Origin of the sequence: Serratia sp. JSRIV006 (genome assembly GCF_019968685.1) — a bacterium.
GTDB lineage: Bacteria > Pseudomonadota > Gammaproteobacteria > Enterobacterales > Enterobacteriaceae > Chania > Chania fonticola_B.
The window spans coordinates 5,467,768-5,491,652 of record NZ_CP074137.1 but is presented as its reverse complement, the minus strand read 5'-3'; the positions used below and the strand labels follow the sequence as shown (position 1 = coordinate 5,491,652).

At 54.8% G+C, this 23,885-nt stretch carries 20 protein-coding genes; 9 read left to right on the top strand and 11 right to left on the bottom strand.

Going from position 1 to position 23,885, the window contains the following annotated elements:
- Window positions 1-4: 4 nt before the first annotated feature.
- On the top strand, window positions 5-1,549 hold the full coding sequence (ilvA, locus tag KGP16_RS25405) for a threonine ammonia-lyase, biosynthetic (RefSeq protein ID WP_021181821.1): 1,545 nt from the start codon (window positions 5-7) through the stop codon (window positions 1,547-1,549).
- Window positions 1,550-1,570: 21 nt separating this feature from the next.
- Entirely contained in the window at window positions 1,571-2,272 is a 702-nt protein-coding gene (locus KGP16_RS25400) for a DUF2461 domain-containing protein (RefSeq protein ID WP_021807370.1), read from the top strand.
- On the opposite strand, the gene ilvY is transcribed toward KGP16_RS25400, so the two are convergent.
- Window positions 2,267-3,151, bottom strand: a complete 885-nt coding sequence (gene ilvY, locus KGP16_RS25395; RefSeq protein ID WP_059201933.1) for an HTH-type transcriptional activator IlvY — start codon at window positions 3,149-3,151, stop codon at window positions 2,267-2,269. The genes KGP16_RS25400 and ilvY overlap by 6 nt on opposite strands.
- A gap of 168 nt (window positions 3,152-3,319) precedes the next feature.
- Here ilvY and ilvC point away from each other — a divergent pair, with 168 nt between their 5' ends.
- Complete coding sequence (gene ilvC / locus KGP16_RS25390) at window positions 3,320-4,795, top strand: ketol-acid reductoisomerase (protein ID WP_021181818.1); 1,476 nt, start codon at window positions 3,320-3,322, stop codon at window positions 4,793-4,795.
- An 87-nt stretch (window positions 4,796-4,882) separates the two neighbouring features.
- Here ilvC and KGP16_RS25385 read toward each other — a convergent pair whose 3' ends face one another.
- Window positions 4,883-5,815 carry a sugar kinase gene (locus tag KGP16_RS25385; protein ID WP_218520156.1) on the bottom strand — a complete coding sequence of 311 codons (933 nt, stop codon included), beginning with the start codon at window positions 5,813-5,815 and terminating at the stop codon, window positions 4,883-4,885.
- Window positions 5,816-5,968: 153 nt separating this feature from the next.
- Window positions 5,969-6,172 carry a 2-hydroxymuconate tautomerase family protein gene (locus KGP16_RS25380; RefSeq protein WP_021181815.1) on the bottom strand — a complete coding sequence of 68 codons (204 nt, stop codon included), beginning with the start codon at window positions 6,170-6,172 and terminating at the stop codon, window positions 5,969-5,971.
- A gap of 142 nt (window positions 6,173-6,314) precedes the next feature.
- Here KGP16_RS25380 and pdeH point away from each other — a divergent pair, with 142 nt between their 5' ends.
- Together pdeH and KGP16_RS25370 are read left to right on the top strand one after the other, a co-directional pair.
- Complete coding sequence (gene pdeH, locus KGP16_RS25375; protein WP_071784888.1) at window positions 6,315-7,115, top strand: cyclic-guanylate-specific phosphodiesterase; 801 nt, start codon at window positions 6,315-6,317, stop codon at window positions 7,113-7,115.
- Between the two features lie 103 nt (window positions 7,116-7,218).
- Window positions 7,219-9,264: an AsmA family protein gene (locus KGP16_RS25370; RefSeq protein WP_223500524.1), complete on the top strand. Its 2,046-nt coding sequence runs from the start codon at window positions 7,219-7,221 to the stop codon at window positions 9,262-9,264.
- Window positions 9,265-9,271: 7 nt separating this feature from the next.
- Here the strand turns inward: KGP16_RS25370 and KGP16_RS25365 are convergent, their stop codons facing one another.
- From KGP16_RS25365 to yhjD, 3 genes are all read right to left on the bottom strand, one after another.
- Window positions 9,272-10,024: a CDP-diacylglycerol diphosphatase gene (locus KGP16_RS25365; RefSeq protein ID WP_223500522.1), complete on the bottom strand. Its 753-nt coding sequence runs from the start codon at window positions 10,022-10,024 to the stop codon at window positions 9,272-9,274.
- Window positions 10,025-10,115: 91 nt separating this feature from the next.
- Entirely contained in the window at window positions 10,116-11,438 is a 1,323-nt protein-coding gene (locus KGP16_RS25360) for an MFS transporter (RefSeq protein WP_021807376.1), read from the bottom strand.
- A 341-nt stretch (window positions 11,439-11,779) separates the two neighbouring features.
- Entirely contained in the window at window positions 11,780-12,775 is a 996-nt protein-coding gene (gene yhjD / locus KGP16_RS25355) for an inner membrane protein YhjD (protein WP_021181810.1), read from the bottom strand.
- Between the two features lie 321 nt (window positions 12,776-13,096).
- Between yhjD and KGP16_RS25350 the strand changes: the two genes are divergently transcribed.
- Window positions 13,097-13,963: a crotonase/enoyl-CoA hydratase family protein gene (locus KGP16_RS25350; RefSeq protein WP_071681458.1), complete on the top strand. Its 867-nt coding sequence runs from the start codon at window positions 13,097-13,099 to the stop codon at window positions 13,961-13,963.
- A gap of 19 nt (window positions 13,964-13,982) precedes the next feature.
- Here the strand turns inward: KGP16_RS25350 and pdeR are convergent, their stop codons facing one another.
- Window positions 13,983-15,974: a cyclic di-GMP phosphodiesterase gene (pdeR, locus tag KGP16_RS25345; protein ID WP_223500521.1), complete on the bottom strand. Its 1,992-nt coding sequence runs from the start codon at window positions 15,972-15,974 to the stop codon at window positions 13,983-13,985.
- 411 nt (window positions 15,975-16,385) lie between these two features.
- On the opposite strand from pdeR, the gene spy reads away from it, so the two are divergent.
- On the top strand, window positions 16,386-16,889 hold the full coding sequence (gene spy / locus KGP16_RS25340; RefSeq protein WP_094982431.1) for an ATP-independent periplasmic protein-refolding chaperone Spy: 504 nt from the start codon (window positions 16,386-16,388) through the stop codon (window positions 16,887-16,889).
- Between the two features lie 65 nt (window positions 16,890-16,954).
- Here spy and KGP16_RS25335 read toward each other — a convergent pair whose 3' ends face one another.
- The gene (locus tag KGP16_RS25335) at window positions 16,955-18,175 is read right to left on the bottom strand and encodes a Tm-1-like ATP-binding domain-containing protein (protein WP_094982430.1); all 1,221 of its coding nucleotides are present in this window, start codon (window positions 18,173-18,175) and stop codon (window positions 16,955-16,957) included.
- Between the two features lie 385 nt (window positions 18,176-18,560).
- On the opposite strand from KGP16_RS25335, the gene KGP16_RS25330 reads away from it, so the two are divergent.
- Window positions 18,561-19,097: a TetR/AcrR family transcriptional regulator gene (locus tag KGP16_RS25330; protein ID WP_223499731.1), complete on the top strand. Its 537-nt coding sequence runs from the start codon at window positions 18,561-18,563 to the stop codon at window positions 19,095-19,097.
- 397 nt (window positions 19,098-19,494) lie between these two features.
- Window positions 19,495-20,346 (top strand): helix-turn-helix domain-containing protein, encoded by an 852-nt coding sequence (locus KGP16_RS25325; protein ID WP_021807381.1) that lies wholly within the window; start codon window positions 19,495-19,497, stop codon window positions 20,344-20,346.
- Here KGP16_RS25325 and KGP16_RS25320 read toward each other — a convergent pair.
- From KGP16_RS25320 to KGP16_RS25310, 3 genes are read right to left on the bottom strand one after another with little or no spacing between them, the layout of a single operon-like run.
- On the bottom strand, window positions 20,336-22,123 hold the full coding sequence (locus KGP16_RS25320; RefSeq protein ID WP_021807382.1) for an ATP-binding protein: 1,788 nt from the start codon (window positions 22,121-22,123) through the stop codon (window positions 20,336-20,338). The genes KGP16_RS25325 and KGP16_RS25320 overlap by 11 nt on opposite strands.
- Window positions 22,120-22,614, bottom strand: a complete 495-nt coding sequence (locus KGP16_RS25315) for a molybdopterin-dependent oxidoreductase (protein WP_024527650.1) — start codon at window positions 22,612-22,614, stop codon at window positions 22,120-22,122. Before KGP16_RS25315 ends, KGP16_RS25320 begins: the two co-directional genes overlap by 4 nt.
- Before the next feature lie 22 nt (window positions 22,615-22,636).
- The gene (locus tag KGP16_RS25310; protein ID WP_218520160.1) at window positions 22,637-23,671 is read right to left on the bottom strand and encodes a glycosyltransferase family 9 protein; all 1,035 of its coding nucleotides are present in this window, start codon (window positions 23,669-23,671) and stop codon (window positions 22,637-22,639) included.
- Between the last annotated feature and the right edge of the window lie 214 nt (window positions 23,672-23,885).

Genomic DNA, 23,885 nt, shown 5'->3' with positions numbered 1-23,885 from the left:
CACCATGGCGGTATCACAACCCCTACCCGACGCCCCCTGTGGCGCCGAATATTTGCGAGCGGTACTCCGCTCGCCAGTTTACGAGGTGGCTCAGGTCACCCCGTTACAGACCATGGGCAAGATCTCTGCGCGCCTCGGCAATACCATTCTGGTGAAGCGCGAAGATCGCCAGCCGGTGCACAGCTTTAAGCTGCGCGGGGCTTACGCGATGATTGCCAGCCTGGATGAAGAGCAGAGGGCGCGTGGTGTGGTCACGGCCTCTGCGGGCAACCATGCGCAGGGCGTCGCCTTTTCCGGCAACCGTTTGGGGATCAAAACCCTGATCGTGATGCCGGTGTCGACGGCGGATATCAAGGTTGATGCGGTGCGCGGTTTCGGCGGTGAAGTGTTGCTGCACGGCGCCAACTTCGACGAAGCCAAGGTCAAGGCGATTGAGCTTTCGCAGCAACAGGGCATGACCTTTGTACCCCCGTTCGATCACCCGGCAGTCATTGCCGGGCAGGGCACTTTGGCGATGGAGCTATTGCAGCAGGACGCGCACCTGGACCGGGTGTTTGTGCCGGTGGGCGGTGGCGGCCTGGCGGCCGGTGTCGCGGTGCTGATCAAGCAACTGATGCCGCAAATCAAAGTGATTGGCGTGGAAGCTGAGGATTCGGCCTGTCTGCGTGCGGCGCTGGATGCCGGGCAGCCGGTCGATCTGGCGCGCGTCGGGTTGTTTGCTGAAGGCGTGGCAGTAAAGCGCATCGGTGATGAAACCTTCCGTCTGTGCCGTGAATACCTTGATGATGTGATCACCGTCGATAGCGATGCGATCTGCGCAGCGGTGAAAGATCTGTTCGAAGACGTGCGGGCCATCGCCGAACCTTCTGGCGCGCTGGCGTTGGCAGGGCTGAAAAAATACGTGCAGCAGCACAATATTCAGGGCGAGCGGCTGGCCCATGTGCTTTCCGGTGCCAATGTGAATTTCCACGGACTGCGCTACGTTTCCGAACGTTGCGAACTGGGCGAACAACGCGAAGCGCTGCTGGCGGTGACCATTCCAGAACAGAAGGGCAGCTTCCTGAAGTTCTGCCAGCTGTTGGGTGGCCGTGCGGTTACCGAGTTCAACTACCGCTATGCCGATGCTGACAACGCCTGCATCTTTGTCGGGGTCCGCCTGACCAGGGGCCATACCGAGCGGCTGGAAATCATCGATGAGCTGAACCGTGATGGCTATCAGGTGGTAGACCTGTCCGACGATGAGATGGCAAAACTGCACGTGCGTTACATGGTGGGCGGGCGGCCTTCGAAACCGCTGCGTGAGCGTCTGTACAGCTTTGAGTTCCCAGAGTCACCGGGCGCTCTGCTCAAGTTCCTGCAAACGCTGGGCACGCACTGGAATATTTCGCTGTTCCACTACCGCAGCCACGGTACCGATTTTGGTCGCGTGCTGGCAGGGTTTGAGCTTTCTCAGACTGAGCCAGAGTTTGAGCAACACCTGCAGGCGCTGGGTTACGACTGCCATGATGAGACCGACAACCCGGCCTTCCGGTTCTTCCTGCAGGGCTAACATCGGCGACAAGGATAGCGTATGAGTAATGAGTTCACCGGGTTCAGCCAACAAGGGCTGGACTTCCTGCAACAGGTGCGGATCGAGAACGACAAGGAGTGGTTTGATGCCAATCGGGGCGTGTATGACCGTGAGCTGTTAACGCCGTTCCGTTCGCTGGTGGATGCGCTGAGTCCTGCGATGCTGATGATTGACCCGCAGTTTGAAACCCGTCCGGCCATTGGCAAAACGCTGTCGCGCATTCATCGCGACACGCGTTTTTCCCATGATAAATCCCGCTACCGTAGCCGCATGTGGCTGACCTTCAAGCGGCCAAGCAAAGACTGGAAGCTGGCACCGGTGTACTTCTTTGAACTAGGGCCGGACATGCTGCGTTATGGCCTGGGTTATTACAGCGCCGACAAAGCCACCATGGATCTGTTTCGCCATACCTTGCTGCGCAGGCCACAGCCGTTTTTGGAGGTGGCCGAGTGCTGCCGTGCGCCGTTCGAGCTGGTGGGGGAAAGCTATAAGCGCCCGTTGGTGAAGGAACAGGCACCGGAGATTGCCACCTGGTACAACCGTAAGTCCTTTGCGGTGATGGCCACAGATAATCAGGTGGAAAAACTGTTCAGCGCCGATCTGGTCGCTACCCTTACGCAGAGTTTCCAGCAGTTGGAGCCGCTGTACCAGTGGCTGATGCAGGTGGAAGCGATGAAGCAGATCGACCCTGCAGACTTATGAGAGCAAACGCCAGAACGCCTCAATCAGCGGTTCGTTGAGGCGTTTTTTCGGCACGCAGACCCCCAGTTCGAACGGTTCGACCATCGAGATATTTTCCAACTGAGAGATGCGGTTGCGAACGGGCTCCGGGCTATTATCTACCACCACGCTGGGGATCAGCGCGATACCGCAGCCTAATGCCACCATCGAAACAATCGCCTCATGCCCGCCGACGGTGGCGTAAATCAGCGGATTGGTGATGTGCTGGCGGCGGAACCACAGCTCGATGCGTTTTCTTGATGGGCCATGCTCCGGCAGGATAAACGGCATATTGGCCCAGTCCGGCTGCTCTGCAAAAGCCTGCGTTCGAACCGCACACGGCAGAGCGGGAGCAATCAGCACCAGCGGGATCTCACCGATTTGGGTGAAGGCGACGCTGGTGGGGAGTGTTTCAGGCCGCCCGGCGATACCAAGGTCGGCCTCGTTGGATTGTACTTTGTCCACCGCATCGGCGGCATCACCGGTAGTCAATTTGATTTCAACCAGGGGATGCTGGGCACGGAAGCGGTCGAGGATCGGCGGCAGATGACTGTAAGCGGCAGTGACCGAGCAGAACAAGCGTAGCTCGCCACTCAGAGAAGGGCCGTGCTGGCCAAGCGAATGTTTCAACTGCTGATACTGCAGCAGCGTTTGTTGAGCAAACACTTTCAACTGTTCGCCAGCATCGGTCAGCTCTACGGTTCGGTTATCACGCAGAAACAGCGACTGTCCAAGCGTTTCTTCCAGCCGCTGGATTTGGCGGGAAAGCGTAGAGGGGCTGACGTGCATCGCCTTGGCCGTGCGGCCAAAGTGATGGCTTTCAGCCAGGTGCAGGAACAGCTTGAGATCACGTAAGTCCATAATCAGTACGCTCGCAGCGGGGTGTTGCAGAAATTGCAACGTCACGTTCGTAATATATCAATTTAAGCAACGCAATTCCTGTTATACATTGGTTTCAACGGATCCCGCATAGACAGGGCGGGAATGAGAATAATATTGCACGACACAACATCTAACTGGAGCATCACCATGGCTAACTATTTCAACACATTGAACCTGCGTCAGCAGTTGGCGCAATTGGGTAAGTGCCGTTTCATGGCGCGTGACGAATTTGCGGATGAAGCCGGTTACCTGAAAGGGAAAAAAGTGGTGATCGTCGGCTGTGGTGCTCAGGGTCTGAACCAGGGTCTGAACATGCGTGATTCCGGCCTGGACGTGGCTTATGCGCTGCGTAAAGAAGCGATTGCCGAGAAGCGTGCCTCATGGCGCAAAGCCACCGAGAACGGCTTCAAGGTTGGCACCTACGAAGATCTGATCCCGCAGGCCGATCTGGTCGTTAACCTGACGCCAGACAAGCAGCACACCTCCGTAGTTCGTGCCGTACAGCCGCTGATGAAAGACGGTGCTGCGCTGGGCTACTCCCACGGCTTCAACATCGTTGAAGTTGGCGAGCAGGTTCGTAAAGACATCACCGTAGTGATGGTTGCACCTAAGTGCCCAGGTACCGAAGTGCGTGAAGAATACAAACGTGGTTTCGGTGTACCAACGCTGATCGCGGTTCACCCGGAAAACGATCCAAAAGGCGAAGGCATGGCGATTGCCAAGGCATGGGCGGCAGCCACTGGCGGCCATCGTGCAGGTGTGCTGGAATCTTCCTTCGTTGCAGAAGTGAAATCTGACCTGATGGGCGAGCAGACCATCCTGTGCGGTATGCTGCAAGCGGGTTCTCTGCTGTGCTTCGACAAGCTGGTATCTGAAGGTACCGACCCGGCGTACGCAGAAAAACTGATCCAGTTCGGCTGGGAAACCATCACCGAAGCGCTGAAACAGGGCGGTATCACCCTGATGATGGATCGCCTGTCCAACCCGGCGAAACTGCGTGCCTATGCGCTGTCTGAGCAACTGAAAGGCATCATGGCTCCGCTGTTCCAGAAGCACATGGACGACATCATCTCTGGCGAATTCTCCAGCGGTATGATGGCAGACTGGGCCGCAGACGATGTGAAACTGCTGACCTGGCGTGAAGAGACCGGCAAAACCGCTTTCGAAACTGCGCCGCAGTTTGAAGGCAAAATCAGCGAGCAGGAATACTTCGACAACGGCGTACTGATGGTAGCAATGGTGAAAGCGGGCGTTGAGCTGGCCTTCGAAACCATGGTGGATTCAGGCATCATCGAAGAGTCTGCTTACTACGAATCACTGCACGAGCTGCCACTGATCGCCAATACCATCGCGCGTAAGCGTCTGTATGAAATGAACGTGGTGATCTCCGATACTGCAGAATACGGTAACTACCTGTTCTCTTATGCGGCGGTACCGTTGCTGAAAGAGTTCATGACCACTCTGCAGGCGGGCGATCTGGGTAAATCAGTTGCAGGTACCACCGTTGACAACGCGCAGCTGCGTGACGTGAACGAGGCGGTGCGCAACCACCCGATCGAATCCGTTGGCCGCAAACTGCGTGGTTATATGACCGATATGAAACGTATCGCAGTAGCCGGTTAAGCACCAAGATTGTAGAGGCCCGATTTATCGGGCCAACTAAAAAGGCCAGCATCGTTGCTGGCCTTGTGCATTTCTGGCGTTCGGGAATTATTGTGGCATCGCCTCGCGTGGGATGATGGCCCCGCGATGCTGGATCACCGTGCTTGCGGTCAGGTGACCACGTTTGGCCGCGCTAACCGCATCACCGCCGGTCAGGCGTACAGCCAGATAACCCGCGCTGAAGGAATCTCCGGCGGCGGTGGTATCAATCACTTTCTCTTTTGGCAGTTTGACCGCCGGTACGTCGTGGGTTCCCCCATCGGCGCTGAACACCAGGCAGGAATCTGCGCCACGCTTAATCACAATCTCACTCACGCCAAAGTCGCGGGTACGGCTCACCACCTGCTCAACCGGCTGCTTGCCCCACAGTAAATCTTCATCATCCAGCGTCAGGAAGGCGATGTCGGTACAGGCCAGGATCTCGCGATAGGCCTGCTGAGTCTCTTGCTGGCTTTGCCACAGCCGCGGCCGATAGTTGTTATCGAAGATCACTTTGCCGCCGTTGGCCCGGCATTGGCGCAGCAGGGTCAGCAGTTTTTCCCGGCTGGCAGGGTTGAGGATCGCCACGCTGATACCGCTCAGATACAGGTAATCAAACCGCGCCAGCTGTGCGCACAGGCTCTCTGCCTGCGGGCCATCCAGCCAGTAGCGTGCGGCCGCATCGTTGCGCCAGTAATAGAAGGTGCGCTCGCCGGTATCGTCGGTTTCGATCACGTACAGCCCCGGCAGCTTGTTGTCCAATTGCTGGATCAAATCGGTTTTTACCTGCTCCTGCTGCCAGGTTTGCAGCATTTCCCGGCTGAAGCTGTCGGTGCCTAGCGCGGTGACGTAATGCACGTTCAGCGCCTGTTGCGGCACCTGACGGGCGATATAGACGGCAGTGTTGAGGGTGTCGCCGCCGAATCCACGGCTGAGATCGGCGCCTTTCTGCGACAGTTCGATCATGCATTCGCCGATCACGGCGAGGTTTTTGCTGTTCATGATAATCCCTGGCTTGATAATGAGTCTGGTTGCTGCGAATACGTCCAGTCTCAACGCAAGGGCGAAGCGAGTCAATAGGAATAAAACAGCGTTTTAATTAGTTTATGATCGCGATCGGGAAACGCGTGGTTTCCCGCCGCTGAGGAAGGAAAACTACTTGGCCGCCGCGCGCAGATCGGTGACACATTGACCACCAATCCCCCAGTTATCGGTTTCCACTTCATCGATAACCACCACGGTAGTGGCCGGATTTTTGCCGAGCGTATCGACCAACAGTTGGGTCACGCCTGCAATTAGCTGTTTTTTCTGCTCCGCGGTTGCGCCTTCGCGGGTAATTTTGATATTTACGTAGGGCATTAAATTTTCCTCTTGTTATAGAAACGTTGCATGTAGGTAATGGTTTAATGTAGGGACCTTTTACCCAGGCTTAAAGTTTTATTGTGCGTTGCCGATAACAAGATCGACAAATTTCCGGCAACGTTATCGTTCCCATTCCCTAATGGCGATAGAACCGATGATAACCAACATGATCTCTGGTCTACTGACGCCATTGTTTGCCGCCTGGCAGCGTGCCAAGGTCTTCCGTTACTGGCGGCAGTGTCGGCGTTTGTATACTTTTCAGCCCATTTACCGCACCTGCGGCAAATTGCTGGCGGTAGAGCTGCTTACTGCTGTGCATCATCCGGCGGCACCGAGCAAGCCGGTCTCCCCAGAGGACTACTTTGCCGCGCTGGGGTTGCGCCAGCGCCTGGCGGTGCTTCAGGAACAGCTCAATTTACTGCAGCAATGGCAGGCCATGTTTATCCACCATGCGTTGATGGTCTCCATCAATATCGACGGCAAGGCCTTACAGGCCCTGCAGCGACACCCGGCGATGCAGCGGCAAATCAGCGTCATGCCTTACCTGCGTTTTGAGCTGGTTGAGCAGGCAGACAGGGCGTTGAATGGGCCGCTGCAGCATATCCGCGGAGCGGAGCGCCTGTGGCTGGATGATTTTGGTAGCGGGTTGGCGAATTTCTCTGCGGTCAGCAGTTGGCGTTATCAGTATATCAAGGTGGCGCGCGAGCTGTTCATGTTGCTCAAGCAAAGCGACGAGGGCATCCAGCTGTTTTTTACCCTGGTGCGCCTGATGAGCCAGCATAGCGACGGAGTGATTGTCGAAGGGGTAGAAACAGAGCAGGAATGGCTGCTGGTACAGCGCTCTGGCGCGTTTGCAGCCCAAGGGTATTACCTGAGCCGCCCTGCACATTTTGACCAGCTGAAAACGCTGCCTACGCGGTTTATTGCCCCCATCCCTTGACCCATTAGTTCCCATCGCGTGAACTTAGGCTTATCCTCGACTAGGCTTTCAGTAAGGCTGCTTATCAATTTTCGCAGTCAGCTATCGCCTCAAGGGAGCCGCTATGACAAGAACAGGCAAAACTTTTAGCTGGATTGGCGGCATCGTACTGCTGATTATCGTGGTTTTGGTGGTGTTCATTGCCACCTTCGATTGGAACCGCCTCAAACCCACCATCAATAGCAAAGTCTCTGCCGAGCTGCAGCGCCCGTTTGCTATTCGTGGCGGTCTGGGCGTTAACTGGGAACGTCACCAGGATGAGGGAGGCTGGCGTGCCTGGGTACCTTGGCCGCATATTCACGCCGAAGATATTATGCTGGGCAACCCTGCCAAGATCCCCGGTGATGAGATGGTCACACTGCAACGCGTCGATGCTTCGATCGCGCCATTGGCGCTGCTGGGCAAAGAGGTGCTGATCCCGCGTATCTGGTTGAAACAGCCAAATGCCTCGCTACAGCGCCTGGCGAACGGTGACAATAACTGGACCTTCAACCTGGCTAACAGCGCCGAAAAAGACCCCAACCAACCGCAGTCAGACTGGTCTGTCAGCATTCACGATATCGTGTTCGATCGCGGCCAGATTGATTTTAAAGACGCCACGCTCAAGGCCGATTTCCAGGCGCTGATCGACCCACTTGGCAAGCCTCTGCCCTTTAGTGAAGTTGCGGGTAAGCAGCCGGGAGATAAAGCGACGACGCCGGATTATGTCTTCGGCTGGAAGATTAAAGGAAAATACCACGGTGAAGCGCTGTCAGGCAGCGGCAAAATAGGTGGCATGCTGTCACTGCAAAGTGCTGATATTCCGTTCCCGCTGCAGGCCGATGTCCGTTCCGGCAATACCATAGTGCAGGTTGCGGGGACGTTGTCCGATCCGCTGAACCTTGGCGGCCTGGATCTACGGCTGAAATTCTCCGGTGACAGCCTGGGAAACCTGTATGCGCTGACCGGCGTGCTGTTACCCAACACTCCACCTTATTCTACCGATGGTCATCTTATCGCCCAGTTGCATCAACCGGGCGGTGCGGTATTCGAGTATCAGGGCTTTGACGGCAAGATCGGTGACAGCGATATCCATGGGGACTTGAAGTACGTTGCGAGCCACCCGCGGCCCAAGTTGAGCGGTGAAATGCTTTCCAAACAGCTGCGTTTTGCCGATCTTGCGCCATTGATCGGCGCGGACTCCAATCAGCAGAAAGCCAATCGCGGCGAGAAAACCCGCCAGCCGAGCGACAAAGTGCTGCCGGTTGAGAAGTTCGAAACCAAAAGCTGGGGGGTAATGGATGCCGACGTCAAATTTACCGCTAAACGCATTGAGCATGGCAGTTCGCTGCCGTTGAGCGATCTGAATACCCATCTTAAGCTGGATAACGCAGTGATCCTGATGGACCCGCTGCGCTTCGGCGTGGCCGGGGGCAACCTGAATGCCACCGTCCGTCTTGATGGTAGCAAGAGCCCGATGCAGGGCCGGGTGGATATGCACGCGCGTAAGTTCCAGCTGAAGCAGTTGCTGCCGAACGTGGAGTCGATGAAGCGCAGCCTGGGGGAATTGAACGGCGATGCCAAGCTAACAGGCAGCGGCAACTCGGTGGCCGATTTGCTGGCGACCAGCAGCGGCGATCTGCGCCTGCTGATCAATGACGGCGTGATCAGCCGCAGCCTGATGGAAATCCTGGGCCTCAACGTAGGTAACTACCTGGTCGCTCAACTGTTTGGTGATGACGAGGTGGGGATCAACTGCGCGGCGGCGGATGTCGGCATTCGCAGCGGGTTGGCGACACCACGACTGTTCGTGTTTGATACGGAAAATGCCATCATCAACATCACCGGCAACATCAATTTCGCCACCGAGCGGCTGGATCTGTCCATCGATCCGGAAAGCAAAGGGATGCGGGTGCTGACCTTGCGTTCGCCGCTGTATGTCAAAGGGACGTTTAAAAAACCGGACGCTGGCGTGAAGGCTGGGCCGTTGATTGCCCGCGGGGTGGCTGCGGTGGCGTTGGGTGTGGTTGTCGCCCCGGCAGCAGCGTTGCTGGCTCTGGTTTCACCGAGTGACGGTGGCGAAGAAAACCAGTGTGGCAAGATCCTGCAGCAGATGAAGAACAAGAAGTGACCCAAGATTACTGTAGTACCCGGCAGCTGTGATCCTGGATCTCTTCGGCGGAGGCCAGATTCAGCTGCCATAGGTTACGTTTCACAGCCAACAGCAGGAAATCCCCTCCCGGCAAGGCCGTCATCGCCATGCCGTAGCTCCCCATGCTTTCACGTGCGCCCTCAACGCCCTGAGCCAGCAAACGGAATGCCCCAAGCTGCTTGAGTTCAGCAGCGCTGGCGCGGCGAGCCAAATAATCATGCCCCAGCAATCCACCGGGTAGCGGCTGCCAGCTTTCGCTGAAATCCCCTTGCAGCTGCGCCAGCCGGTTTTTTACCGCCGGTTGCAGGCAGGAGATATGAATATGCAGCTGATTTTGCGTACGGCCATATTCGGAGTTGATCGCCAGAGAGATGGCGGCATCGTCGATCGGTTTACCGAGTTTATCCGCCATAAAATGCCGGGCCTGCCAGGCTAAGGCGAAGAAGTTGGCGGTATCGGGCTTCAGTACCTGCGGACTTTCAATGCCGGTGATTTTGGCCGTTGGCATCAACAGGTATTGCAAAGGCCCAGTGCGGTCTTTCAGCACCACGAACCCTGCCTGCTCATCTACCTGTGCGCAGGGGGCCGGATTATGGTTTTGTTGCTGATTCGGCAGGCATTGTTGGCTGACGATATGCCACAGCGCATCCGGGTGGGCCGGTTTCAGCCAGAAATAGGCGGCAATGGCGATAATTATCAGCAACGTAATAGACAAACAGAGCCAACGGCGCAATGACATGGGCGGGTTTCCTCAGCAAATGGGGGAATAGCATAGCCGGGATTTGTGACAACAGACAAACGGCCCCCATAGGCAGGGGGCCGGGAGAGGATTACAGAGAAGTGTGGCGGGTCTCTTTCATCAGCAGCAGCGCGATCAGCGTCAGGCTGGCCATGGCCGCCAGGTACATGCCAACGTAGAACAGCCCGTAGTTGTTAGCCAACCAGGTCGCAATATAAGGCGCTACCGAAGCCCCCAGGATCGAGGCCACGTTATACGAGAACGAGGCTCCGGTGTAGCGCACTTCGGTTGGGAACAGTTCAGGCAGCAGTGCGCCCATCGGGCCAAAGGTCAGGCCCATAATGCTCAGCCCCAGCAGCAGGAAAGCCATCACCAACAGCTGATTGCCGGAACCCAGCATGCTCGGGAACAGGAAGGCAAAGCCGATCATCAACAGGGTGATGACAATCATGGTCTTGCGGCGGCCAAAGGCATCGGCCAGCAAACCGGCGATCGGCACCATCACGCCAAAACCAATCACCGCTACCATCAGCATCCACAGGAAGCTGTTACGTGAATATCCCAGCCCCAGCGGCTCTGCGGCCGTGCCGTAGGTCATGGAGTAAACGGTCATCAGGTAGAACAGCGTATAGGTAGCCAGCATGATGAAGGTACCCAGGATGGTAGCCTTTTTGTGTTTGCTCAACAGCGTCCCGAGCGGGACCTTCACCTGTTTGCCCGCTTTGGCCACCTTGGCAAAAACCGGAGTCTCGTGCAGCGAAATACGCACATACAGGCCCACCAGCACCAGCGCGGCAGAGAGGATAAACGGTACGCGCCAGCCCCAGGTCATGAACTGTTCGTCAGTCAGCAACCAGGAGAGCAGCAGGAAGGTGCCGTTGGCGAAGAAGAAGCCGATCGGTGCACCCAACTGCGGGAAAGAGCCGTACAGCGCACGTTTGTTGGCAGGCGCATTCTCGGTGGCCAGCAACGCGGCACCGCCCCATTCGCCACCCAGACCCAGGCCTTGGCCAAAGCGTGCCAGCGCCAGCAGGATCGGTGCAAAGATGCCAATGGTTGCATAGCTTGGCAGCAGGCCGATCAGCACGGTGGAAATCCCCATGGTCAGCAGTGAAGCCACCAAGGTGACCTTCCGCCCGACGCGGTCGCCGAAGTGGCCGAACAGAGCAGAGCCGATGGGCCGTGCCACAAAGGCGATGGCGAAGGTGGCCAGCGATTGTAGCGTTGCAGCTGCCGGGTCACCCTGTGGGAAGAAGATATGCGGGAATACGATCACCGCAGCGGTGGCATAAATATAGAAATCAAAGAACTCGATGGCGGTACCGACCAGAGAGGCGACGATGACTTTTCCCCGGGAGTTAACCGGTGTGGACGCGGCATCGGCGTCCAAGGGGGTTGCGATGGTGGCTTGCATAGTTATTTCTTATATTTTGACTAGGGAAAAATTCATCTTAGTCATAGCAAAATGGCTTTTCAACGGGGAGATTTTGTACTATCTGGCAAATAAACTGTTAAAAAGACTAATGTTTTAACGAGTTGACGTTCTATGGTCGTTAACGTGGCGAAGTGAGCTATAAGCAGAGAGAATGACTGGAAAAGGTGCAAAGAAAAGTTATAGGGTAGTTTGTTATGCTGGTTTTTGCCGATCGGTTAGTCTGGTTTTAGAGTTATTGACTGCTTTTTGAGTTGATTATTGAAATAAAAAACCAGTCGCAACCTTGCGACTGGCATGAATACCATGCTGATGGTGGATATTCACTTGCCCTGCGGCAGGGTTTTGTCCTCTTTATACTGTGCCGTGGCGATCCAGGCGGCGCAAAACAGCGTCAGGCGGGCAAAAAAGTAGAAGAACGCCATCAGCCCGATCACCGAGCCAAAGGCGGCACCGGAAGGTGATTTGGCGACCTGTGGCAGCGTCATGGTCATCACAAACTTGATGGCTTCAAAGCCAATTGCGGCGATCAGGGTGCCGCGCAGCAGCGCTTTTTTCTTCGGCTTATGGCGTGGCAGCATCCAGAAGATCCACAGAAACAGCAGGTAGTTGGCAAAAATGGAGATCGACAGCGCGATCAGCGTCATCGCCGGCCGCAGCCATTCAATGCCATCCAGTCCCAACGCATGCACGATGGCCGCCTGGGCAGAACCCGCAATCGAGGTTAAAGACAGAGTGACGATCAGCGCCACCACCAAGCCAGTTAATGAAATAAAATCGCGGGTGTAGCGAAAATAGATTTTCTCCTGATCCTGCGGATTACGTTCCCAGACGTCACGGGACTGGGCGCGGATCGCCTCACGCAGGTTACCCATCCAACTGATGCCGGAGTACAGCGCCAGCGCCAGACCGGTCAGGCCGACGGTGGTACGTTGCTGGATGGCGGTATTCACCGTGTTCTTCAAGGTACTGGCCAGCGTGGGATCGCTGATGCTGTTGACGATCTTGTTGATCAGTTCGGCCAGCAAATCCGGATTAGATGCCAGCACAAAGCCCACGGCGGCAAACGACACCATCAGGATCGGGATCAGTGAGAGAAACGAGAAGTAGGTAATGGCGGCGCCAAACTGGCTGCCGAGACGGTCGTTGAAGCGTTCGGTGGCTCGCAGCAGGTGAGCGATGGTGGGCCAGGCTTTAACGCGCTCTATCAGGCGAGCGAACCCCGAAAGGCCTTTATCCAGTTTTTGATTGCCGGTTTTGATGGCGATCGTCGGTTTCTCAATGGCCTCAGGCTGCTCTGGAGCGGCTTTATTCTGCATTACGTCACGGTATCCTTCAGGTAAATCAATGGGCATGTGCTTGATTATAGCCAAATATGCCCTCGATTTGGTCGCTAATGGACGAGATTGGGTTAATTCTGATGATGGCCTCTACCAACAACTGCGAGTAAGAACGTTCGATTTTGTCCTATTCACCACACGTCTGTTTTTCTGCCGGATCCCTGCAATTTTATCTATCTCAGCGCCAGGAAGGCTTTTACTCATCTTATGGCGCGCGCTTTTTTATCCGGCATGCGCCTACTGCAGCCGTAGGGGCTGGAACGGTTATTTCCTGAATCAATAGATAAAATGGAAGGTCTTATGAAATTATTCAATCATCCCACCTGTCGTCCATTTACCGAAGCGGGCAACCTGTCGCAACTTTCCGCTTATTACGAGGAAGATCGCCACATCATGTGGATGTTACTGCGTGCAGAGCCGCGTCCTTGCTTCAATCAGGCGCTGATAGAAGACATCATGACGCTGGCGCAGGCGGCGAAAGAGTCGACGTTGCAGTTCGACTTCTGGGTCACCGGCTCGCTGGTGCAAAACATGTTTAACGTCGGCGGGGATCTGAGCTTTTTTGCCGAAGCGATCAAAAACCGCAAGCGTGAGGCGATGATGGCATATGCCCGGGCCTGTATCGACTGTGTGCATGCGGCAGCACGAGGTTTTGATACCGGGGCCATCAGCATTGCCATGGTGGAGGGCAGCGCGCTAGGGGGCGGTTTTGAGGCGGCATTGGCGCACCATTTTGTTTTGGCGCAGAACAACGCACGGATGGGGTTCCCAGAAATCGCCTTCAATCTGTTTCCCGGTATGGGCGGTTATTCACTGGTAGCCCGCAAGGCAGGTATGCGCCTGGCGGAAGAACTGATCTGGAGCGGTGAGTCTCACACTGCCGAATGGTTCGAAAACTATGGGCTGGTGGATAAGCTGTTTCAACCAGGTGATGCCTATATGGCGACTCGTACCTTCATCGACACCATCAGGCCCAAGCTGAATGGTATGCGTGCCATGTTGCGCGCGCGTCAGCGGGTATTACAGTTAACCCGCTCCGAGCTGATGGACATTACCGAGGATTGGGTGCACGCGGCCTTTACCATCGAGGAGAAGGATCGCCTGTACATTGAGCGGTTGGTGATGTTGCAGGATCGGCACACGCTTAATCAGCGTCACGCTGGCTAAGCGTTAATTCCCGCCCGCATCACTCTGGTGATTGCGGGCTATAGGTTTTCAGCCACTGCTCCAACTGTTCGGGCAGCATCGGCCGGGCGAAAAGAAATCCCTGTTTTTCATCGACCCCAACGCAGTCCAGGAAGCGATTTTCACTGTCCGTCTCGACCCCTTCGGCAATCACCTTGAACTGTAGCGCTTCGGCGACCGCGACGATGGCGCGTATCAATGACTGTGATACCGGGGCCAGATTGACGCCGCGAACAAAGCTTTGATCCAGCTTGATAGCGTCCAGCGGGATACGTGCCAACTGGGCCAGAGAGGAGTAACCGGTGCCAAAATCATCCAGGTGTACCTGGGCGCCCAAGGCCCGTAGCCGGGCGATCACCTCACGCGCCCGATTCTCATCTTCTATCAGGCTGCTCTCGGTCAGCTCAAAGTCCAGAGTGCAGGGAGAAAGCTGGTTTTCTCGCAGTACCTCAACCAGATCGTCTACCACGCTGTCATCCACCAACTGCCTGGCGGAAAGGTTAACCGCAATGCGTAAATTCAGCCCCTGCTGCTGCCAAATGGCAGCCTGTTTAGCGGCGGTTTGCAGCACCCAGCGGCCAAGTGGGGCAATCAGCCCGGACTCTTCGGCATAGGAGATAAACTGCAGCGGTGGGATCAGCCCGCGCTCCGGTGAATCCCAGCGGACCAGCGCCTCTACGCTGTTCACGGCTCCGTTGAGCGTTGTGACCTTGGGTTGGTAATACACCACCAGTTGCTCCTGTTCCAGCCCCTTACGCAGGTTGGTATCCAGCCACATGTATTCGGCAACGCGGCGGTTCATGTCCGGCGAGAAGACGATAAAGGTGCGTTTGCCGTGCTCTTTGGCGACGTACATGGCGGTATCGGCGCTGCGGATCAGGCTGTCCAGATCGTGGCCATGTTGCGGGCAGAGGGCAATGCCAATCGAACAGCCGGTGTAGACCTCGATCAGGCCAATGCGGAAGGGCATTTGCAAGCGATCGATAATGCGCTGAGCCAGCTCTTGCAGCATGATCCGGTCGGCCTGGGTGACCAGCACCAGAAATTCATCGCCCCCCAGACGGGCAAGTTTTTCTCCATGATCCAGGCAACTGAGAATGGCGTGGGACACCTCGATCAGCAAGCGATCGCCAAACATATGGCCATAGGCGTCGTTCACTTTTTTGAAGTTATCCAGATCGAGATAGACCAGCCCTACGTGGCTTTCACCGCGTTCGCTTATCGCCCGGTTGATATCATCCTGAATGGCGTTGCGGTTTGGCAGGCCGGTGATGGTATCGGTATTGGCCAATAGCCGCAGGCGTTCCTGGGCACGGCGTTCTTCGGTGATATCCGTGCCGGAACAGATCAGGAACACCTCTTTTTTGCCGCTGCCGCTGTGGACAAACTTGTTGCGGAACAGGAATAACCGCTCGCCTTTGACCGTTTTGATCCAGCGCTCCACCTCATAGGAGGCCCCGTTGTGAAAGAAGTTGGCAATATTGCGCCGGGATGCTGCGGCCTCTTCGGGGCTCATAAACATCTTGAAGACGTTTTTGCCAATCACGTCCTGTTCCTGCAGGCCGGTATACTCTTCGCTCAGGCGGTTAAAGCGCTGGACGCGGCCGTGTTGGTCAACGATGACAATGACGGAATTAGCCTCTGACACCACCTGTTCGGCAAACGATAGGCCGTGCACCAAATCACGTGCCACGGCCTCGGTATCGGTATAGGCAGAGGCGGTGCCAGCCCACTCAAATTTATTGATCCGGCGGCCGACCAAATGCAGGTGGATGGGCTGGCCGCTGAGTTGGATGGTCAGATCCAGGCTGGCGGTGACCCCGCTCAGACGGCGGATTTTCGCCGCCTGCATTTCGTCGAGGGCCACGGCAAGGTGTGTTTTGCCTTTGATTGCCGTCAACTGCAGGGCATTGCTGTCAAACGCCAGATGCCAGTAAGGGCTGCTGGTGCCAAAATGGGTGTTAAGGAGTATCGGGCCTTGGTCTGCGAACATGTTCATTCCTCAAAATGGGACAGCCGGACCCTACGCTGCAGCCTGAAAGACGATGGGGATCGCGTGAACGACGTCTGTATAGAGTGTAAAAGAGAACCGCGCAGTGTGCGAAAATCAGTTTTTGGCTTCGTTGAGCCAGAGTTGTGGCTAGGGATGCTAAATTAATCCCAAGCTGGAGGTGGACAAAAGCCACACTAATAATTACGCTTGGGTCATGTAATCTTCCAAATAACAGACGCCTTCTCCATAATTTATTCATAATTGACGAATATTGCCATTTTTGATTTTAAAAAATTTACACTCCCTCGCATTACTATATATTCATGCGCATACTATTATTTCCGACGACGAGATAGTGAGCCTGTTAACGTACAGCGCTCCTGATGAAGAATAACTTTTAAGGAAATAATTATGCGTAAACTGACTGCTTTATTTGTCGCTTCAACCTTAGCCCTGGGTTCTGCTTCTGCCGCCTTTGCTGCCGATGCAACTACCGCCCCGGCAACCGCATCGGCCACACCTGCCGCCCCGGTAAAAATGATGCACTATAAAGAGGCGAAAAGAGACAATCTCTTTGCTGGTTTGAACTTGACCAAAGATCAACGCCAGCAGATGCGCGATATTATGAAAGAGTCGCATCAAAAACGCGGCCCGGGAGCTAAAGACGAACGCCAGGCGCTACACAGTATGATCGCTTCGGAAAACTTTGACGAAGCCAAGGTAAAAGCCCAGATCGATGCAATCGGCAAAGCGCAATCCGAGCACATGCTGGAACGTGCCAAAGCGGAAAACAAAATGTATAACCTGCTAACGCCAGAGCAGAAAAAACAATACAATGAGAATTATCAGAAACGCGAGCAGAAGATGATGGAGCATATGAAGAAAATGCGCGATCATGTCCCTGCTGCTGAATAATTCACATTGCTGTCAAAATAAAAATGCCGGGTTATTTGCCCGGCTTTTTTTATTTTCTGACAGGATTATTTAGCCGAAGCAGCAATGGCATTAAATTGTTCGATAATAACCGCGGCGAACAGGGGATCGTTGATATGGTACGGTACCTTGAGCAACCGGCGTTTTGCGGTCTGTACCAGCGTCCGTTCCAGCGAGTGAACAAAAGCGCTCAGCGCTTGTGGATCCCAGAAGGGTTGCCCTGGCGCATCCAAGGTTGAAAAGCCACCCAGCGGTACGACAAAGCATACTTCCCCGGCGCAGGCGTTCAGCTTGTCACCAATCCAGCGCCCTAACTGGGTATTCTCCTGCGCCGTGGTGCGCATCAGCGTTACCTGGCTGTTGTGGCAATAAAATTGACGATTGGCGTAGCGGGCCGGAATGGTTTTCGGGTGACCGAAGTTGATCATATCCAGCCCTCCGCATGACATCACACCAGGGATCTCGGTGCGGGCAATGGCCCCAAAGCGATCTTCGTTGCAGGCCAACACGCCATCAAACAGATAGTCGCACACCTCGGTGGTGGTCAGATCCAATACGGCGTTGAGCAAGCGGCTGTCGATCAGCTTCTCCATTGCCTGGCCACCACTGCCGGTAGCGTGAAACACCAGGCAATCCCAGTCGTGCTCAATGGCGCTGGTCACGGCCTTGATACAAGGCGTAGTGACGCCAAACATGGTCAGGCCGGTGGCAGGTTTGCTGTCGGCATCATCATCGATATGAAAGCGGATGGCGCCGGCTATCTGGTTGGCGGCATTGCTCAATACCTTGCGTGAAATGCGATTTAGCCCGGCGATATCGGTGACGGAATACAGCATGGCAATATCGCTGGAGCCGACATAGCCAGCGACATCACCCGCCGCCATACTCGACACCATCAGCTTTGGCAGGCCGATGGGCAACTGTTGCATGGCGGGCGTGATGATCGCGGTGCCACCAGACCCGCCCAAACCGAGCAGCGCAGCAACATCACGACGTGAGAGCATGAAGCGCTCAAAAGCGATAGCCATGGCCGCAATCGCCTGCCCGCGATTAGCACAAAAAACGGCTTGTTCACCTTCCGGATGGTAACCCGCGATCTCATGCGCAGAAACGTCCGCGTGATACAGAGAAGGCTTACCGGAAGTGGAGAGGTCGAGGGTGATGACGGGTAAATCGAGATTGGCGATCAGATGACGGACATATTCCAGTTCTTGTCCTTTAGTATCTGCTGTGGTAGCAATATAGACAAAACCCGGGGTGCTGCTCATCATCTGTTCCTGAAAAAGGTTCAGACAAAGGCCTGAACAAATTGATTTTAATGCTATTTTTTATAGTAGGTGGTGAACCCTGGTGTCGGACAATAAGGTACTATCGTTTATTTGTTGGTCATAATGAGACTGCCGTATCATTTTTGCAAGCATTAATTTGTTTAAAGTGAGACTTGAGTCCCGTTTTTGGCTATCTTAGCTGTAATTTTTTACGTTGCCGATGGGCCAGGATCTGTCGGTGAGGCTGTCTATCGTATTGACTCCAAGGCTGGAAGATACGAGGAAGTTCGAGGAAAACGTGCCAATATCCGCATTTCCCGCTCCACGGGATGAATCTTTGACACATACTCGTGCCAAAACCCGCAGCTTGCTGCTGGCCTGTGCGATGGAGCTCTACGATGGTGGAGTCTTCCCTTCGATTACTGAGCTAGCGGCGCATGCGCAGGTCTCTCGTGCCACCGCTTATCGCTATTTTCCCACCCAAAGTGCCCTGATCTCCGCCGTTGTGGCGAAAAGCCTGGGGCCGATCCTTGAATGGCAACCGCAGGATAACGATGCGCTCAAGCGCATTCATCAACTGTTGGCGTTTGCCTACCCGCAGATGGAGCAGCATGAAGGCGCGCTACGTGCGGCGTTACAGCTATCGCTCCAGCAATGGGCTAACGCGACGCCGGGCGAAAAGTTTGTGCGTGGCAATCGCAAGCGGCTGTTGAAGCTGGCGGTTGAGCCCTTGCAGAACAAACTCCCTGCTGAAGCCCTGCAACGCGTGATCCACGCCTTTTCGCTGATTTATGGTTCCGAGGTGTTCCTGGTGCTGAAGGACATTTGGGGTTTAGAGCTCGATGATATTCAGGATGTAACCCAGTGGATGGCCAAAGCCATCATTCGTCAGGCTGAGGAAGATGCCAGAGTTGAGGGATAATCCGCGAACGAGTGACGGGCCGGGGAGTGCTCTCCGGCCTTTTCATTGGTTTTTTGGCAAATAAAAAACCGGAACCCTTGCGGGCCCCGGCTTAACGAGGGGTGAAGCAATTAACTCTGCGGTTAAACTTGCTCAGCTTGCAACTCCCTGTTGATACTTTAATCAGGTGTTGTGGCCGGCTTATAATTTCCCTGGTGTTGGTATGGTTATTACTAACTTATCGTTCTACTATCGTTTTTATAATACATCACTTCTGATACCATGTTTGACCATAAAAGATGGTATGTCAAGCAAGCTATTAGGCTAAGATTGTATAGTATGCGAGATTTCGATAACGTTTCTGTACGGATGGGTGTCAAAGCGACTGAAAAATCAGCGAGATATATCGAAGGATAACATGTTTAACAATCATCAAAAATTCGATTCGCAGTCGATTGCCGGCAAGGTCAGGGAACTCTTTTTGCAACATGGGATCGGCAAGCGACAACATGCCAAGGAACTCAGCCGCATTTTGGATCTGAGTTTTTCCCATGCTCACCGCAAGCTGAAAGGCCAGAGCCCATGGACGCTGGAGCAAATCAACAGCGTGGCACTGGCCTTGGGAGAAACGCCAGCCTCCATCGTCGACATTCTCCCCGAAAGCGAGTCTGTTGGGTCCACTGTGGCACAGGATGCCATCTTTTCTGTGGCCGGGGTGGCGTTACCTTGCGTGGCGCACATTAGCAGCGAACTAGTGGGCAGCAAGCAGGCCGAGTTTGTTGGCTTGCAGCAGGATGGGCAGTGGATCGTTTATCGAGCCGGCGAAGCCCCACAGGGCAAGTATTTTGCTGTCGAACTGATCGAGATCCGCCCCGGCCTTAGCGAGGACGATCGCCTGAGCATTGCAGTATTGGACGATGCACATCAGGCCGCTGATGAGCTAACCAAGTATCTCAATAGCCAAGGATTTAACGCGGTGGCTTTCTATGACGTCAGCAGTTTCTGCCAGGCGTTGGCCAAAAGCCCGTTTGATGGCTACGTGGTGGATTGGTTGATAGGCCATGAGACGGCGCAGACATGCATCGAAACCATTCGCACTTCCGATCATGCGGATGCGCCGATCCTGGTGCTGACCGGCCAGTTGGGCACCGATTTGCGTGAGTCAGAGATTGCCAGAGCAATGCGTGATTATGACGTGCTCGGCCCGTATGAAAAGCCGGTGCGGCTCCATGTGATCGAAGCCGCACTGCAACGGTGCTTTAATCTGTAGCGACAAACAGCGACGTGAGTGAGGTGGATAGCGCCTCCATGCGTACCGGTTTCATCAGGTAATCGTCAAACATGGCGCGTTGCTCGCTAGGGAGCAGCTCCGGCGTATAGGCGCTGATACCGATAATCGGGATATTACGGTTCGGGCCACGCTGGTCACGCAACTGTTGCGCCACTGCCACACCATCGATGCCGGGCATTTGCAGGTCGAGCAGCAAGGCATCGTAAGGCCGCCGCAACAGCTTTTGCAGCGCACGTTCCGACGAGTCACACAGCTCATATTGATAGCCCAACTTATCCAGCAGGGCGATAAAGGCCATGCCTGCGGCAGGATTGTCGTCCACCACCAGGATTTGCTGCTCTTTTTTCAACAGCGTCGCTGCCGGACGTGGGCTTTGCTCCGGCAACTGTTCTTCACTGATCTCAACGGGGATGCTGACGATAAAGGTGCTGCCTTCTCCCACTTCGCTGTACACCGTGATCGTGCCATCGAGCAATTCGACCAGGCCGTGGACGATCGCCAATCCCATGCCAACCCCGCTGTATTGGCGAGTATTTGACTGATCGAGCTGGGTAAAGGGCTCGAAAATCTGCGGTAGCAGGGCATTGTCGATACCGATGCCGGTATCCGTGACTTCAATGATTAACGAGCTTCCCGCCGGTTGGCTACGCAGGCAGCTGTGCAGCGTGATGGTGCCGCTTTCGGTATATTTAAAGGCGTTGGTCAGCAGGTTAACCACGATTTGCCGAAGCCGCTGAGGGTCTGAATAGACCTGCGCATGGGTAAACTCCACTTCACGTACCAGTTTGACCCCAGGTTTATGGGTCAGCATGGCGATTTCATCCGTCGTTTCGTCGATCACCTGCTGGGCATTAAAGGGAACAATGCGCAGCTCCATCATGCCGCTGTCCAGGCGTGCATAATCGGTGAGATCCTTCATCTGGCTTTCTATCTGCTCGGCGGCGGTTTCCAGCCGGTGGAAGGTATCCTTGTGCTCATGGGATACGCGGGTATTGGTCAGCACATCAATGGCGGACATAATGCTTTGCAGCGAGGTGCGCAGTTCATGGCCGATGGCCCCGAGGAAGGCGTTTTTGGTGCGGATAGCCTTTTGCTCTGCGCGAATGGCCTTCGACTGCTGGCTGATGGTTTGGCGCTGCTGGCGGATGACGATCAGCGTGATGGCAATCAGCGCGATCACCGAGAACATAATGATCACCAGGCCATAAAAGATGATGTGCCTTTTCTCGATAAAATCTTCGTAAGCGCCGGTGCGCTGCTTCACTTCAGCGTGGTCCGCCAGGTTGGCCATCATAATCGCGGAGGGTTTGATCTGTTGCATGGCTTGCGAAATCAGCCCCAGATCTACCTGAGGGCTGTTGACCAACTGATCCAACTGGGTAATTTCATTGCGCATCCGTTCAACGAGCTCGGGATATCCAGGCTCGTGATACAGCGGCAGGGTCGATTCTGACGGGCGGGCGAGCACCGAATAGCGAGAATAGAGAATATCGAACCTTAGCCTCAGGTTATCGATATCCACCTGATTGGTACTTTTTTGCTGTTCCACCAGGGTTTCAAATTCCGCCAGCTTGATGGCGAACTTGGCGATCGACCAAGAGTAGTTTTCCTGCGTACCGGCAACGGCATACAGCCCTTTTTTGGACAAGGTGGCACTGTAGTAATACAGCGTCACCGTCGAGGCGAGCAGGAATAAGGCGGCAAAAATGGCCGGAATGGCCAACCTGCCGCTGTCTTTGAAGCGGACTAACTTCATTTAATTACTATCCTGTTGATCTGCCAGATAAAGCGCGAGTTATACAGCGGAGAGTTGAGCTCCGCGCCCCCGGCATCGCGGGGATAGATCAGAAACAGCGGCCCGAAATCGCGCACCTTTAACATTTCCCCGCCCATTTTATAGGCCAGGATCATATTGTATTTAGCCACGTCCGAGATGGGCACATCAATATAATAATCGTTCAGCGCGTAGAGCGTCATCATGGTGCCTTCGGCCCCCACTTTAGCCAAAATATCTGCCAGCAATACGCCATCGAATTTTACTCTTGGCGTCCACGACGTGGTGGTCGTGATGCTGTGGACCGGCATGGCAAACAGCTCTTTATCGGTAAAGACATAGGTTTTGTTCTCGGCGTCGGTGGTGTTTTTAATCTTGCCGCCAACTTCCAGGGTAAAGCTGAGTGCGCTGGTTTGGGTAATGACCAAAGCCAGCAGGGCAAATGCGGTATTTCTTATTGCGGTCAACAGCATCGGTAGTTCTCCAGACCGGGGATCAGGCCCACGGCAATTCGTTTAGCATCAGGGTAGTAAAGGCTAGTTCGACCTGCTCCAGGTCATGCTTTCTGGCGCTGGCCTGCACGTTGTTCAGCTCGGGGATGGCAAAATAGACAGGCTGACATAAAGGATAGTCTCGCACCCGCAATTCGGGAGCGATTGAGGTAAAGAAGGCGGTGGTTGGCACATCGTAACCAGCGGCAATATGCACCGCAGCGGTATCCGATGTCAGAACATAGCGGGCATGCTTCACCCAGGCCAGGAAATCCGCGGTCGTGGTGGAAAGCGGTTGAATATCCACATAATGCGGATGATCTACCGCGCCAAATCCTAGCACTGGGCAGGCAAATTTCTCCCACAGGGCATTCACCAGTGGCACATGGGCACTGGCCGGAATGCTGCGTAACGGCGTACTGGCGGTGGGGCAAAACAGCACGTAGGGCTTGTTCTGCCAGCGTTCAGGTAATGGCGGCAGACATAGTTTTTGCATCCAGCGGTTGGCTTTCGCCGTAGCAGGAATAGCGGTAGGTTCAACGCCCAGCGCCTGCAGAAAAAAATCGATCATCGGCAACGTGGTGAAGGCTGGCCAGAACAGTTGATTACCGGCATCGATACACAGTTCTTGTTCTGGAATATGCTCTGCCTTCCACGGCAGCCAACGGAGATCCGCCACCACGCCTGCCGCCAGATGATAAAGCTGATCGACATAGTGGGGCGCGCGCCCTGGCCGATAAATAATAGTGTGCAAGTTGGGATTAAACTCGCGCAGAGCCTCAAGTGCAGTCAGGCCAATAATGGAATCGCCCAGCGTTACGCCCATGCCATTAATGATGTGCACGACAGATTCGTTGCAATAATCCACGTTGAAAGGGGCCGCAGCGGCATTGCGGATACCGCGGTAGCCAGCCAGGCTAAAATAATCACCGGAAAAACTCTCCTGTTGTTCAAGATCCCATGAGGCGACCATGACGCCGTCTGCCGTCAGCAAACTTCCCCGGTGATATAACACTTCATCCTTTGTTAACACTTCCATTATTTGTCCTGTCTACGAAGGCGTGGCTAAGGCTAGGAGGAATAGGCAAAAGAATGGCAGAAAACGCCGCGCTTTGCAGGTGAGAATAAGCGAAATAGCATTAAAAAGATTGGAGTTTACGCCTTACCTGAATAGCCGCAGGAAGGCAGCCCCAATAGATAAGATGTCATCCGTGTTATTTTCCGCTAGATTGAGGTGATTTTGTGGTCAATGG

Coding starts and splice junctions, on each gene's coding strand:
- pdeH (WP_071784888.1), top strand. CDS start 6,315: ATGGCGATAGAACCGATGATAACCAACATGATCTCTGGTCTACTGACG.
- ilvY (WP_059201933.1), bottom strand. CDS start 3,151: ATGGACTTACGTGATCTCAAGCTGTTCCTGCACCTGGCTGAAAGCCAT.
- KGP16_RS25320 (WP_021807382.1), bottom strand. CDS start 22,123: ATGAAGTTAGTCCGCTTCAAAGACAGCGGCAGGTTGGCCATTCCGGCC.
- KGP16_RS25335 (WP_094982430.1), bottom strand. CDS start 18,175: ATGAGCAGCACCCCGGGTTTTGTCTATATTGCTACCACAGCAGATACT.
- KGP16_RS25380 (WP_021181815.1), bottom strand. CDS start 6,172: ATGCCCTACGTAAATATCAAAATTACCCGCGAAGGCGCAACCGCGGAG.
- KGP16_RS25370 (WP_223500524.1), top strand. CDS start 7,219: ATGACAAGAACAGGCAAAACTTTTAGCTGGATTGGCGGCATCGTACTG.
- ilvA (WP_021181821.1), top strand. CDS start 5: ATGGCGGTATCACAACCCCTACCCGACGCCCCCTGTGGCGCCGAATAT.
- KGP16_RS25350 (WP_071681458.1), top strand. CDS start 13,097: ATGAAATTATTCAATCATCCCACCTGTCGTCCATTTACCGAAGCGGGC.
- ilvC (WP_021181818.1), top strand. CDS start 3,320: ATGGCTAACTATTTCAACACATTGAACCTGCGTCAGCAGTTGGCGCAA.
- KGP16_RS25365 (WP_223500522.1), bottom strand. CDS start 10,024: ATGTCATTGCGCCGTTGGCTCTGTTTGTCTATTACGTTGCTGATAATT.
- KGP16_RS25325 (WP_021807381.1), top strand. CDS start 19,495: ATGTTTAACAATCATCAAAAATTCGATTCGCAGTCGATTGCCGGCAAG.
- KGP16_RS25315 (WP_024527650.1), bottom strand. CDS start 22,614: ATGCTGTTGACCGCAATAAGAAATACCGCATTTGCCCTGCTGGCTTTG.
- KGP16_RS25360 (WP_021807376.1), bottom strand. CDS start 11,438: ATGCAAGCCACCATCGCAACCCCCTTGGACGCCGATGCCGCGTCCACA.
- KGP16_RS25330 (WP_223499731.1), top strand. CDS start 18,561: ATGGAGCTCTACGATGGTGGAGTCTTCCCTTCGATTACTGAGCTAGCG.
- KGP16_RS25385 (WP_218520156.1), bottom strand. CDS start 5,815: ATGAACAGCAAAAACCTCGCCGTGATCGGCGAATGCATGATCGAACTG.
- KGP16_RS25400 (WP_021807370.1), top strand. CDS start 1,571: ATGAGTAATGAGTTCACCGGGTTCAGCCAACAAGGGCTGGACTTCCTG.
- KGP16_RS25310 (WP_218520160.1), bottom strand. CDS start 23,671: ATGGAAGTGTTAACAAAGGATGAAGTGTTATATCACCGGGGAAGTTTG.
- pdeR (WP_223500521.1), bottom strand. CDS start 15,974: ATGTTCGCAGACCAAGGCCCGATACTCCTTAACACCCATTTTGGCACC.
- yhjD (WP_021181810.1), bottom strand. CDS start 12,775: ATGCAGAATAAAGCCGCTCCAGAGCAGCCTGAGGCCATTGAGAAACCG.
- spy (WP_094982431.1), top strand. CDS start 16,386: ATGCGTAAACTGACTGCTTTATTTGTCGCTTCAACCTTAGCCCTGGGT.